This is a genomic window from Methanobacterium alcaliphilum, assembly GCF_023227715.1.
Lineage (GTDB): Archaea > Methanobacteriota > Methanobacteria > Methanobacteriales > Methanobacteriaceae > Methanobacterium_E > Methanobacterium_E alcaliphilum.
Genome location: NZ_JALKIF010000001.1, coordinates 149,463 through 162,168 on the forward strand (window position 1 = coordinate 149,463; position 12,706 = coordinate 162,168).

Annotated in this window: 13 protein-coding genes; 2 read left to right on the plus strand and 11 right to left on the minus strand. The window is 28.8% G+C overall.

What is annotated here, in order from left to right; genetic code table 11:
• Positions 1–44 precede the first annotated feature (44 nt).
• The 6 genes from MXE27_RS00765 to MXE27_RS00785 form a co-directional block, all read right to left on the minus strand.
• Positions 45–983 (minus strand): DUF4013 domain-containing protein, encoded by a 939-nt coding sequence (locus tag MXE27_RS00765; protein WP_248610477.1) that lies wholly within the window; start codon positions 981–983, stop codon positions 45–47.
• A 55-nt stretch (positions 984–1,038) separates the two neighbouring features.
• Positions 1,039–1,389 carry a hypothetical protein gene (locus MXE27_RS00770; RefSeq protein WP_248610478.1) on the minus strand — a complete coding sequence of 117 codons (351 nt, stop codon included), beginning with the start codon at positions 1,387–1,389 and terminating at the stop codon, positions 1,039–1,041.
• Between the two features lie 409 nt (positions 1,390–1,798).
• A complete protein-coding gene (locus MXE27_RS00775; RefSeq protein WP_248610479.1) occupies positions 1,799–2,068 on the minus strand; it encodes an LPXTG cell wall anchor domain-containing protein in 270 nt (89 codons plus the stop codon).
• 440 nt (positions 2,069–2,508) lie between these two features.
• Positions 2,509–2,634, minus strand: coding sequence for a hypothetical protein (locus MXE27_RS11875; RefSeq protein ID WP_282730264.1), 126 nt, complete (start codon positions 2,632–2,634; stop codon positions 2,509–2,511).
• A 33-nt stretch (positions 2,635–2,667) separates the two neighbouring features.
• A complete protein-coding gene (locus MXE27_RS00780; protein ID WP_248610480.1) occupies positions 2,668–3,444 on the minus strand; it encodes a hypothetical protein in 777 nt (258 codons plus the stop codon).
• 105 nt (positions 3,445–3,549) lie between these two features.
• A complete protein-coding gene (locus MXE27_RS00785; RefSeq protein WP_342765975.1) occupies positions 3,550–6,060 on the minus strand; it encodes a NosD domain-containing protein in 2,511 nt (836 codons plus the stop codon).
• Positions 6,061–6,851: 791 nt separating this feature from the next.
• Between MXE27_RS00785 and MXE27_RS00790 the strand changes: the two genes are divergently transcribed.
• Together MXE27_RS00790 and MXE27_RS00795 are read left to right on the plus strand one after the other, a co-directional pair.
• The gene (locus MXE27_RS00790) at positions 6,852–7,283 is read left to right on the plus strand and encodes a hypothetical protein (RefSeq protein ID WP_248610481.1); all 432 of its coding nucleotides are present in this window, start codon (positions 6,852–6,854) and stop codon (positions 7,281–7,283) included.
• 158 nt (positions 7,284–7,441) lie between these two features.
• Positions 7,442–8,539, plus strand: a complete 1,098-nt coding sequence (locus MXE27_RS00795) for a hypothetical protein (protein WP_248610482.1) — start codon at positions 7,442–7,444, stop codon at positions 8,537–8,539.
• 258 nt (positions 8,540–8,797) lie between these two features.
• On the opposite strand, the gene MXE27_RS00800 is transcribed toward MXE27_RS00795, so the two are convergent.
• The 5 genes from MXE27_RS00800 to MXE27_RS00815 all read right to left on the minus strand — a co-directional run bounded on the left by MXE27_RS00800 (position 8,798) and on the right by MXE27_RS00815 (position 12,619).
• A complete protein-coding gene (locus tag MXE27_RS00800; protein WP_248610483.1) occupies positions 8,798–10,057 on the minus strand; it encodes a serine/threonine-protein kinase in 1,260 nt (419 codons plus the stop codon).
• A gap of 41 nt (positions 10,058–10,098) precedes the next feature.
• Positions 10,099–11,013, minus strand: coding sequence for a hypothetical protein (locus MXE27_RS00805; RefSeq protein ID WP_248610484.1), 915 nt, complete (start codon positions 11,011–11,013; stop codon positions 10,099–10,101).
• A 105-nt stretch (positions 11,014–11,118) separates the two neighbouring features.
• A complete protein-coding gene (locus MXE27_RS11880) occupies positions 11,119–11,247 on the minus strand; it encodes a hypothetical protein (protein ID WP_282730270.1) in 129 nt (42 codons plus the stop codon).
• 284 nt (positions 11,248–11,531) lie between these two features.
• Complete coding sequence (locus MXE27_RS00810; protein WP_248610485.1) at positions 11,532–11,801, minus strand: STAS-like domain-containing protein; 270 nt, start codon at positions 11,799–11,801, stop codon at positions 11,532–11,534.
• A complete protein-coding gene (locus MXE27_RS00815) occupies positions 11,792–12,619 on the minus strand; it encodes an ATP-binding protein (RefSeq protein ID WP_248610486.1) in 828 nt (275 codons plus the stop codon). The genes MXE27_RS00810 and MXE27_RS00815 overlap by 10 nt, the downstream gene beginning before the upstream one ends.
• Between the last annotated feature and the right edge of the window lie 87 nt (positions 12,620–12,706).

The following is a 12,706-nucleotide window of genomic DNA, read 5'->3' on the forward strand; positions in this document are numbered from 1 at the left end:
ATAATTTTAATATCTTATTTGAGTTTTAAGTACCATTCCTCAAATTATAGATCTTTCTGTAAATGATAGTATTCTATAGAGTTTTGGTTGATTAAAGAACTTTTGATTGTAGAATTATAAATTAAGGCTGTTGATCTTGAGATAAATATGGAAAGATAGGGAATTAAAGCTAATGAAAACATTAGTACCCGTAAAATATTGTAATTTAAAATCGAATAAAAATCCAACATAGATAAAATAAAAATTGAAGCCATATCCACTATAACATATCCAGTGACAATAAAGATTAACGAAATAGCCCCTGTGGCAAAATACCAAACTATAATCTTTCCCACATCAACATTGATGGTTCTATCAACCAGTACATCAAACATGAGGATTCCCATAATAATTGTAATTAGATCAACAAAGAAAATCCATGAAGGCGATTTATACCGATTCACAGATACATTACTAAACATTTCATCAAAATAAAAAGCTGAAAAAAGTTCACCACCATTATATGCCATATTAGCAACGGACATCAATATCACGAGAATAATCCATACCAGATAAAAGAGTGCGATTAATAAGAGAATAGAAAAAAATATGTCTGAACGTGCCAATGCACCTAAACTTAGATCAGATAAGCAAGGAAAAACGAAGGAAGCGATTAATAAAACAGGAATCAAATAAGTAATATTAACTATAAACAATTTAAGGCCATTAATAAACATTTGAATCCAATTATTGAATACTGGAAGCTCATTAACCCCATCTAAAGATTCACTAATAACCTTAAACAAATACCCCAGCACCAATGACCCCACCATTAATAATCCAACAACATTTAAACAAATAACTATCCAATAATCTAGCTTAACCACATATGAAACAACATATGGAGAAAAACTAATCAATATAAGTATCCCCAAAAACAAAAATCGCAACCCATTAGAAAACGGATAAACCAAAGAATCAGTTATTGTTTCCTTAATACTCATATCATCAATCCTGTTCACATCTTTTAAAAAAAAATTCAATGTGGATTTATATTATCTATAAACTACCATCTTTACGTCTACGAATATAATATCTGCTAATATGAATGCTGAAAAGTATTGAAAGTCCCATTAAAATATAAAATGCATATATATTTTCTAAATATTCATCGGTTCCGAATAAGAAAATATAAAGTAAAACTAACCAATATAGTGCAATTATACTAAACATAGCCACAAAATAATTTTTATTATGATAACCTTTGTTCTGATATACTCCAACAACAATCCACATTATCCCTCCAACTAAAATAAATGTGCTAACTACCAAATCCCCATGTAAAACAGGCAATAATTGAGTAAATACACAAATACACCCCAATATTATTGTTATTGAACCTTTTTTCATTTAACTACCACTCAACAAACAATTTTAATTAATATCTATACTAAGTTACCACTATATATTTATAAATTGAGAAATTTATCCTGTCGATGACCCGAACGATACAATAAAAGCAATAACAAATACTACCGCCCCACCCACTAACATAATCGTATCAGTTTCTTTCTGATGATCTCTAAAGAAATTATTAATATCGTTTATATCGATTGGAACGTCAGGATGTGGATAAAATGGATCATATGGTAGATTGGACTCATTCCAGGGTAATGGGGGCAGAATAGTGTTGGATTTCGAATCGGATCATGTTCCCATTCATCAGGCCCATCATTAACTATCCACAATTAGCTTGCTCCAATAACTTGACCATACACATCCATGGCTTTAACTTTAACCCCAGATAATTATCATCTTTTTATAAATTACCCTCTTTACGTCTACGAATATAAACCATTCCAACCCACCCACTGAGTAATATAAAAAGTCCGATTAGGAAATAAAACCAGTTTATATCCATTAAATATTCATCTGTTCTAAATAAGAAAATATAAAGTAACATTAATCCCCATAGTGCATTTACACTAAAAAATGCCACAAAATAATATTTATTAGGGAAAACTTTGTTTTTAAATAACCCCAATAGAATCCATAGCATTCCTACCAATATAAGAAATATATCTGGCATTAAATCACCATATAATAAAAATGATGGTAATCCCATAAATATAAAAATACAACCCAAAATGATCATTTTTGAACCTATTCTCATTTAACAACCTCTTAAAAAAGCAATGTTTTAATTTGTATTAATTATATTACCGCACAATACCCTTTTCAAGATCAACCACAATAAACTCATTATTCATGAACTTTTCTAAATCAAATTTACGAGGTATCCGTGATGATATCAAAGTAACTAATTATGAAAAATGCCTATGAACCCACATATTCATAGCTTGAAACATATCTGGTAGGAATAAGTAAGTATAAGATAGTATTAATCCCGCAGATATTATAACGCCCATACAAGCTAATCTGATAGATTTTTAAATATAATCTCTCTAAAAATTACTTTAAAAAATTTTTTCAGCAAATAAATATCTGAAGGGATCTATTTTATTTCTTTTAACTTTTATATCTTTTAATTAACCATATAATTATCAATAAACCTACTAAAAGAATTAAACCAGTTAATAATTGAGTTGTTGTTATTGTTGTTGTAGTAGTTGTCACAGTTGCTAGAATTATCATTTTTAACCACCCGAAATTTTTATTTTATAATGCTTATGAAAATTTTTGATTAGGGGTTATTTTTAAATGTTTAGCCGCCATTATTGCAATGTAACCACCAATAGCCGCAGATAAGACATATCCTAGAAATGCATATATATGGATGTAGATAGTCGTCATATTTATTAATAATTGTACTAAGCCAATTATTATTATAAGTATTCCAGTATAAATTCCATATTTTATTTTTTTTTCTTTAGCAAAAAATGTTGTAACAAAACCTCCTATCGCAGAAGAGAGCCCCCCAACTATAAAACTCATCATTCCCACGGAGTAAGAAGCGGGATCTGGAGAATATCCGGTTAATAATACTAGCAAAACAATACTTGAATATCCAATAACTGATCCTGCGATGACAGCAAGAAGTGGACTAAATCCATTATATTCATTATCAGCCATCATCCCGAACATACTACCAACACATACAAGTAAAAAAAGCATGACGTTTGAAAAAATAGTATTAGAAAAGTTAATAACATTATGTTGCAAGGACCAAATACATACTGACCAAATAGAGAATATTAATATTAAACATAATCCTTCAAATATTCCATATTTTATTTTATTTTCTTTAGCAAAAAAAGTAGCTATAACTCCACTCAGTATAAACGATAAAATTAATAGAAATGTTCCAAACCATGAAGGATTATGAGGTACAGTAAAAGTTCCTCCCACCCAAGCATTTGCACTAAACCCTAAAACAGCAATTAGATACAATGTAAAACAACAAATAATTCCTAAAAATATTGATACACTTGGATGAAACCTCATAATATTAGCCTCCTATAAATTTTTTCATAAATACTTATGATTCTTATTAACAATTTAACAGAATATTTGTAAATTGAGTTCTAAACTTTAAACTGTTTGATTTGATTATAAATTATACCTATACCTAATCCTCCAAACGTAATAATTGTTAGTTGCAGCATCATATCCATAAGGGAACACAAATTCCATTTCACCTTTTTCAGGCAAAAATGGCGGTTCTCCATTGCTATCAGTAGTATTCGTAATTCTTCTAAAGACTTTATTAATGTTTATATCAATTGGAAAATTTGAATCATTGTAAGAGAATGGATCATATGGTGGATTGGACTCATTCCATGGTAATGGGGGTGTAGTAGGTGTTGGAATTTTAATCGGATCATATTCCCATTCATCAGGCTCATCTCTTTCAGCATCATTAACTACCCATAATGGGCTGCACCCAATAACTTGACCATAAACATCCACTATTTTAATTTGAACACTATAAAGACCAAATAAATTAGTAGAGTCTTTTTGGAGAATACTCGTTATATCAATCGCTTCTTTGGAATAAACACCACTTGAATCGGCAAAAGGATACTCAATTCCATTAACAATTAATGTATCATCGACCCATATCATATTCTTTTTCTGGTAAGCTATAGGGGAAGAAGCTATGTAAACACTTCCTAAACCATCCCAATAAAACCAAAATGTTCCTAAATTATCCACCTGCCCTTTAGTTACTACCCAATTACGATAACCATCTGAAACCCAGGAAAGAGGAATAGGGCCCTTGTACACCTTTGTAGGGTCAATTTTGAACCCCCCGCAAAAATTATTAACTGTATTAATATCCCGCACAATTCCTGTTTCAAGATCAACTATAATAAACTCATTATCATTAAATTCATGCTTTACAATGATATAACTATTTTGAATAAAAGTTTCAGTGAAATTATTCAAACTAGCATAATACATATCATTCATTACAGAACTAAAAGTCCCATACGAATAAGTCGAATTATACGCAGTATTCATTATTGTATATTCCAGATTAGAAATTGCAGAAGAACAAATATAATTAAATCCTTTTACATTTTCTAGTGTACCCACAACAGTCATACCCATACTGTGATCACATTCTAAAGTTATATATGTTTCATGTGCATCTTCACCCACAGAAACTATGATAGGATTTGTACGACTCCAAGTAACATTATATCGAGTTGTGATATTATCCGCAATTTGATCATGACTGTATTCAAGCATTAAAGCAGTTAGGAAAGTATTGTAAGCAACATTCATAGCATCAGCAGTTTGATAATTAGAGTATTGATTCTGCCAGTATTGTAATACATTATTATTTACGCATGTTGTGGCTATTGCAAAACTCTTCAAACCATCACATGAAGAACCACCCAAGTATATAACCTGACTTGTTCTTTGAATAACATTTCCAGGGAAATTTAAACTAAACACATTAGTACTGTTATCTGGATCGGTCACATTCAAATTAAAACCAGATACTCCAGAATAAACAATATTCACTGTAATGTTATCAATGAAATCCTTGTGATGATTCTGAATAAATGTTAATTCTGTACTGGTTAAATTATATGTTGTTGTTAGGTTGTTCCAGAATGCTGTTGTGTTTGAAGTGAATGGTAATCTCAAATTAGTGTATAAAATTGCATTAAACACAGAGGAAGAGTAACTGTTTTTCCAGGTTTCATAAGCAGCATTATAGAAGTACTTACTTTGTACTACTGATCCATCAACTATTATTTGTAATTCATCAGTGAACATGTCTTTATTGATCCAGAGAACACTAAGCCATGTCACTGAACTATTTAATGGAATAGTATAAGTGGTATTGAGTAATTGACCAGTGGAATTATCTAAAGCAGTACTATTAAGAGTTAATAATGCTGTTCCTATGGATACGAATCCCGTTGTTAGAACAGATTGAGTATCAACTGATGCTGAAACAGTAGCATTTTGAGGCTGAGTACTATTTAAATTCAATATAGTTACAGCTTGACCTCTTATAGTATAAGCCGTATCAATTATAGTTCCGGTGTTTGTATTGAAGTTGACGGGTGTTCCATCTGGAATAAACCCTTGAGATACCGTGCTTAAACCATCACTATTACGGGTTAAATCTGCTGTTACACTGGTATTTCCGCCAGAATTAACAGATGAAATATTTAAATTCAAAACTAACCATGGATTATATGTAACATTTCCACTTACAATCCAAACATCATTAGGAATAGTTGGATTATTAGTTCCCCACCAGTTATTAGTAGCATTTACAATACCCCTATCATTTCTAAGACCATGAGTATTCTCTACTATCCTGTTGAAATGGATGGTGTCTGTTGAGTTGTAAGTCCAGACCCCGTAAGTATTATTTATCAAGTTATTGCTTGAAATGGTGTTATTGGAATTTTCAGAATATATTCCACTTTCACATCCAGATATTAAATTACCATAAATTGTAGTAGAACTAAAATTAGTTTGAATTCCATTAAAACCATTACAAGTTATATTATTACCAATTATTGTGTTATTTGAGGAATTATAAATTATGATTCCACGAGTTCCATTTCCAATAATCGTATTCCCATATATTGTTTATATTGATCCAATAGATCCTATCAAAAAATACAGAAAATTATGTACACTTAAAATTACATCGAATTTTTTTCAGCCCTACAACCATTAATGACTAAAACTAATCTTTTTAGCTTTATTTTTACAAATAATTCTAATGATTATACCCACGGAATCTTTTGGATTTGATGGTCCAAATAACTTCGTTATAGAAGAGTTTAGCGAAGTTCAATATCGAACATTTTTTTTAACAGTTTTTCTACTATTAAAATAATCATCAATCACCACCTAAAATTAAAGTAGCATTAATAATTTAATAAAGTAAGTAAATAGAATCATTTTAATTAATCATTCTTTCAATTATATTTAATATAGTTCTAACTGAATCAAATTTTGTTGATCCGACCCATATCTCAGAAAAGTTTTTCGGCAACATGATGAACTTCCAGAATATTGAATATACTCACTCTAAAAAATTTCCAAAAATCAGAATGATATATTTCTTCAACAAAATAATTCCACATCCAACTCGCTTAACAAATATTCTAATTCGGAATCATTTAAATGATTAAATCTTTCATCGAACTCTTTTTTTCAATTTTTTTAGTGGTTTATAATAATTTAAATCGAATTATAGATAACAATAAAAGATTAGAAACTATTTATTCACGAGATAATAATTATAATAGTTAATTGTATAATCTTTTCAATAATTAAAGTTAACTATTCTATCTATAAAAGTATAAATTTATATTTACCATAAACAAATGTTTATTTTATATTATTAAAAAACCAATGGGGGTAATAATTTGAATATTTCAAAGATTGGATTAATTTGTATTTTAACTATACTTTGTTTAGTAGTTGGTATTTCAGGATGCACATCAGATACAACTGATAATTCCCAAACAAGCAATAGTAACAGTGATATTAACAGCGATATTGACTCTAATAATGAATCACAAGCTTCAACATTCAATCCAGTTAGTTTTAAAGGATCTGGTGAAAAAGCAACTGAATCTTTTAACTGGCCTGGAGGGTTAATGAGAATTAGTATGAAACATGATGGTGAATCAAATTTCATTATCCATTTAGTAAATGCAGATGATGGGTCAACACAAGAATATGTCGAAAATGAAATTGGTAGTGTAGACAATTCAAGAGCATTTAGTATTCCTGCAGGAGAATATTTATTAGATGTTCAAGCAGACGGATCATGGAAAATAACTATTTCTCAATAATTTCTATTTTTTTATTTTATTTTCCAAAATCAAGTAACTAATGTTTTCACTGATTAATTTTAATAACTGAATCATTTTATTGGACACCCATATAAACACTTACTACAAATGAAAAATTGATATTTGTAATTTAATTAAAAAAAAGGAGGATTTTATTTATGCGTAGCAATAAATTTTTGATATTGTTATTCTTATTATGTTTTGCAACTATTTCAACCGTTTCTGCTGCAAATTATGGGGATACTTATATTGATGTCAAAGAAACAACTCATAGTTATTATGATGATAAATCGGAATTACGAATTAATGGAGAATTGCAAGGTTATGGTACAGACGATATGGGTCGCCCCTCAGGCTATTCTCACGGTTTAGAGGATAGCGAGGTTAATTTATCCATAAATAATCAAATTTACACTGAAAAAACAGATTATTGGGGCGGATTTGATTTTTATGTCCCATTAAAGACAGGCAAATATAATTATACTATTTCATACAAGGGAAATACAACTTACAAGCCATGCAATTATTCTAGTAGTTATACTATCCCAAAAGTATCTTCAATTTTAAAAGCAGATACTAAATTAGGAACTAAAAAAATAATTGTAACAACCAAAGTATATGGATTTGATGATGTATTCTGGGAATATCAACCATTATCCAGTAAAACAATTTCAGTCAAATTTGGAAATAAAATATATTACGGTAAAACAAATTCTAATGGTATTGCAACAATAATTTTACCCTCATCATCAGGAAATAAAAAATTACTGATTAATTTCTCGGGAAATGGAATATATGTTCCGAAATCAATTTCTAAAACTCTTTCGATATCCTCTTATTCACTCGTATCAACAAAAAAAATAAAAAAGACCATTAAATTTTTCGAAAAAAGAAATGCCCGTTATAAAAAGTACAAAATTGTAACTAAAAAATATTATTTTAATGGTAAAATCAAAACTACTAAAAAATATATTAATAAAAAAGTAAATCGGATAAAAAGCGTTCGATTTGGTTCTGGTAGTTCATATCACACAGTTGACGATTATGGATCTGATGGGTATCTTCAAGTGGACAAATACAGCTATTTAAAAGAAATAGGAATATATGATTATGTGGATAATTGTAGATACCTTGACTACTTTAAAATATATTACAACAGCGGTAAAGTTAAAAAGGTTAAATGCACTCATTTTTATAGTAAATCTTGGATTTTTAGTAGTAAAGGAGTGTATAAAATTAAGTTTTACTTCTTTTAGTTCAATATAAATTATTTTTTTTAATTAAAATTTAAATATAACGACATTACAGTAAACAATATTGACGTTACGAATCCACTGGGCCCTAATAAACATTTATAATAAATTTTAATTAATTCATTAATAAATTTTTGTAAAAAATCGTTGAACAATAAAAATAAAATTCCCATTTTAATAAAAAACAATGCTAAAAATTAAAAATATTTAGTCAATCCTCTTTTTAATAGTAAGTTCATACCATAACTTAAAAAAATACAGTTATAGAATAGAACTAATAATTTTAGGTATCCCCTTACTAAAATAGTCTTTACAAAAATTAGCCATTTGCTCGTCAGAACTTAAAATATCTCTAACAGTTAATATAAGTGAATCATCTGTCAGTTCATTTACAATCTGTCCAAATACATAACCAACATGATAACGATTATTTTCATACCCTAATTTTGGTAATCTCTTAATAATGAGTTCTTTGAGTTCATAAGAATCCGTGTTATCATATAAATTCTTATAAAAGTCTGCTATAATATCACAATAACCAAATGGTAGTCCTATAATATCAATACTATTATCATAATCTTTTATAACAAAATAAAATGTGTCATAATGGTTATTTAAAAGGCTTTTTAATATTGATTCAGGTATCTTTGGGACTATTTCATTAATAATAATGTTATCACTTGTATTTTCAAGAATCATTTTTGCTAGATCTGCTGTCCTTTCAAGGCTGAAATTATTTTCATCCAGAATATTAGTAATTTCATCTCTTACTATATGCGATGGGTTAGAAACATGGAAAGGTGAAGTAACAAGATTAAAATCTTCCATCATATCTTTGACACTATTGAATCTAGATTCTACATCATCAGCACAAGCTTTATTTATAATATATCTAAATTCCGAAGGTATTTTATCATTGTTTATTGTAATAACATCTTCCGTTCCAGAAACAATCTTATAAAGAATTTTACCCAAAGCATAAATATCTGCACGATGGTCTACATCTCTGACCCCCCCTCGTTGTTCTGGGGCCATATAACCAACAGTTCCAAATGAATCTGCAGATCCTGTGATAACAGTTGAATCTCTAATCGAAAACTTACCTAATCCAAAATCACATATTTTTAGGATATATCCCCCATTTTTTTTAAATGCTAAAATGTTCCTAGGTGTCAAATCACGATGTATAACTCCATTTTCATGAGCATAAATCATTCCACTAGCTATCTGAGAGAATAAATCTAATGTATCAATATTTTTAATTAAATTATCTAAATTACAATTAGCAATTGGCATGATGTAATAGGGGTGGCCTTTGTAACTCCCATCTTCGATTATTGGAAGAATATTTTCATGACAAAGTGCAGCATGTATTCTTATTTCTCTATTAAATCTTTTTTCTTCTTCTTGTTCCTCGATTTTAGGTATTTTTATCGCATAAACATTGCCCACTGCATCCACACAATCGTATACCTCCCCAAATCCACCTTTATCTATCAAATTTCTAATTTCATAATTCATAATTTCACCAAAGTAATGTTATAAAAAATAAAGTTTAAAATCTAATTTTTAGTCCATTCTTCAAAAAATTCCCTTTGTTTTTGTAATTCCCCCTCAGATATATCGGGCATAGATTCTATTTCTTCGATTATCAATTTAACATTAGGATCATTATCAATTATTTCTTCTAGAAATTTTATTTGTTTTTTTGTTAAAACAAGTTTAGCTGCCTCAATTTGATAAGGTTCTAAAAAACCTCCTGCTAGCGAGTTAAATCCAAATTTATCAAACAAAGGAAGTTCTTTCATACCTATGGGATATTTAATCAACATCAATACAACTATATGGGAAACAACTAAAAACATATATTTGAAATACTCAATCAAGGCTTCTTCATTAAAACTATTCATATTACTCCGATTTTTTGATCTTGAACTGTATTTATAGCCCCTTGTGTGTATAAAACCGCTTAAATGATCATATATCTCATAAATATTTTTCACATAATCAAACTTTTCATCATATTCTTTGAAGTGAGGAATCTCATTCAACCGTTTTAATGCTTTTTTGAAGGCAGGAGTTCTTTTTTCAGAGGTTAACCATGGGCGAACCTCGTTATATTCTTTATCATTTACAGCAAAATAAATTCCTAGAATACCTAGTTCTAGTACTGATCTTAGAGCAGCAAAAGAGTAAGTATAAAATCCTTCCAGACATAATTGATACGAATTTTCAAGCTCAAAATATGATTCGGAATATGGAAAAGTGTGGCCGGATATGAAATTATCAGAAGTTTGTGGTATCAAATCATCAATAAAATAGTAAGCTTTAAAATAGTTTGATAATTTGATATATAGGGCAGAATTATTTTCTAAATATTTTAAAGAATCCTTAAAAGTGATTAATATCTGGTCATGACTATTTATATTCGGCTTAAATGTGTTGAATTTTTTATCTAAATCCTTCTCTTTGACCATAAAAATCACTTTAATTTCTAAACTTAACTAATACAAGTATTTAAACAAAATCTTGGACAAACTGTAACATTCTTTAACATCTTTTTTCATATTTATTAAGCAGATTTAATATTTTTCAAAAATTCTTTCCCCAATTATAACATTTTTATACAACAGTGCGAATGATAATTCTTCTTCTAGAACTATTATTTCATCAATTCTATTTTGGGATGGTTTGTTTATGAAAATGAGCATACATTTTTATCAAAACATTACCTAAAAATTATTTTTATTTAGGAGATCTATCCAGAATAGGAATTTATCTTCATCCAAGGTGTTCAAAATGTGTAATAACTTAAAAATCTTAAAAGGGATTTTGAGAAATATTCTAAATAGGATGTGAACTCTCAAAAATTAGCTATTACTGAATATGAAATCGTATATAGATTAAAATTAGTTTCTGTGAGAAAAATAGAATATAAAAATAAAAACGGATCTGAATATGGAGAACCATGACATTTTTAAATAATGTCTCACTTTTATTTAGATCTTTGGACAATTTCTAGCATTTCTTTTACATTTTTAGGCACATTGAGTTCATTAATATCAGGTGAAATACTTTGTTTTTGCTTCAAATATTCATGGGCAAAAGATCTGCTTATGAATTTAACATCCCTAAAATCTATTTCTACTTCTTTTTTATTTGATTCAAATTTTTCGAAGAATTGTGTAGCAGATAATCTAATGCCCAGTACGGGTGAAACTACTTCCGCTATATTCACATGAATCTTGTCTTTTTTTATCTGCATCTTTTTTCCTCCTCAAATTTTGAAAAATTTCTCTTACCAGAAATATGTTCGGAATAATTAATTAATCTTTTGGGAAGTCTCATGCTTACAAGTGTCCCCTCTAATTCATACATCCCTTCACACTTATAACCCAACATTTTCTCTTTAGTTATTTGAATCGCTCCGTTACGAGAAGCGATGAACATTTCCCCATCAAAACCATCTATAACCATACGAGTACTTGAATTTATCCCATATCCTCTCCCAGTATCCTCTTTTTTAGTTGATTTACCATTTATAGCTTGATGAATATAATTTGCATCTGAAGAAGAATCAAAACCATGATTTTGAAAACATTGCGGAATTGAAATTCCATTATCATAAATGCAAATTTCTGTAAATTCTTTTTTAGGATACTCTTGGGCCATTATGAAAGCTTTTGTAAATTCTGAATGATCATATATATTTGACGTTAATTCGGATAATAAATAATATAGTGAATCTAAACCACCATATTGCTTAGATAATAAATGAATAACTTCATCTAAAACTGATGTGCCACCAACATATCCTGGTCTTAACATAGCAATTTGAATATAAGTTCTTTTACTTATAGATTTATTACTAGTATTCTTTGGTAATATGGTCTTTACATATCCCGCAACATTCGGATGAAATCTTACTCGAAGATCATTACTAACAATATATTCTAAAAGAGGCATCAAAGTTGTTGGATACAAAAATGGATAACTAGTTACAAACCAGTCATTATCCCCATTATGTCCATTTTTTATTTGACAAAACTTTGTAAAACAATCTTTAAGAGAGTCCCTCCACATTATTTTAAATATATTCTATAAAAATAAATAACTTTCTACCATTAATATTATTTTTTCCAAGAGAGCCTCTGAAAAATAAAAATAAAA

Coding starts and splice junctions, on each gene's coding strand:
- MXE27_RS00765 (WP_248610477.1), bottom strand. CDS start 983: ATGAGTATTAAGGAAACAATAACTGATTCTTTGGTTTATCCGTTTTCT.
- MXE27_RS00780 (WP_248610480.1), bottom strand. CDS start 3,444: ATGAGGTTTCATCCAAGTGTATCAATATTTTTAGGAATTATTTGTTGT.
- MXE27_RS00800 (WP_248610483.1), bottom strand. CDS start 10,057: ATGAATTATGAAATTAGAAATTTGATAGATAAAGGTGGATTTGGGGAG.
- MXE27_RS00795 (WP_248610482.1), top strand. CDS start 7,442: ATGCGTAGCAATAAATTTTTGATATTGTTATTCTTATTATGTTTTGCA.
- MXE27_RS00810 (WP_248610485.1), bottom strand. CDS start 11,801: ATGCAGATAAAAAAAGACAAGATTCATGTGAATATAGCGGAAGTAGTT.
- MXE27_RS00770 (WP_248610478.1), bottom strand. CDS start 1,389: ATGAAAAAAGGTTCAATAACAATAATATTGGGGTGTATTTGTGTATTT.
- MXE27_RS00815 (WP_248610486.1), bottom strand. CDS start 12,619: ATGTGGAGGGACTCTCTTAAAGATTGTTTTACAAAGTTTTGTCAAATA.
- MXE27_RS11880 (WP_282730270.1), bottom strand. CDS start 11,247: ATGCTCATTTTCATAAACAAACCATCCCAAAATAGAATTGATGAAATA.
- MXE27_RS11875 (WP_282730264.1), bottom strand. CDS start 2,634: ATGATAATTCTAGCAACTGTGACAACTACTACAACAACAATAACAACA.
- MXE27_RS00805 (WP_248610484.1), bottom strand. CDS start 11,013: ATGGTCAAAGAGAAGGATTTAGATAAAAAATTCAACACATTTAAGCCG.
- MXE27_RS00775 (WP_248610479.1), bottom strand. CDS start 2,068: ATGCCAGATATATTTCTTATATTGGTAGGAATGCTATGGATTCTATTG.